General features: G+C 44.3%; 1 protein-coding gene. It reads left to right on the forward strand.

Features of this window, described 5'->3' with window-relative positions; genetic code table 11:
• Nucleotides 1-270: transposase (locus AB4Z29_RS32470; RefSeq protein ID WP_441946973.1), on the forward strand; the 270-nt coding region annotated here is incomplete at its 5' end.
• Nucleotides 271-301: the final 31 nt, after the last annotated feature.

The raw sequence follows: 301 nt of genomic DNA on the forward strand, positions 1-301 counted from the left end.
AAACGGTGGCAGATTGAAGTGTTTTTTCGTTGGATCAAGCAGCACCTGAACGTACCGCAGCTATTTGGAACAACCCCAAATGCCGTGTATGGTCAGTTGTACACGGCTTTACTGGTTTACGTGCTGCTTAAATTGTTGTTCGACCAGGGRAATTCGGTGGTTCATCCGAGTGCTCAGTTATCTTTTGCCGAATTCGATCGGTTATTGAGTRTGAACCACTTGCAGCCAGAATGGATCGTCTTTTTGACRAGCGTCTTAAACTTTCCCTAAAACCAAAAATTGGTTAATCAACAGACCTGCA

The sequence above is a fragment of the Paenibacillus sp. 2TAB23 genome, from assembly GCF_052115165.1.
Lineage (GTDB): Bacteria > Bacillota > Bacilli > Paenibacillales > Paenibacillaceae > Pristimantibacillus.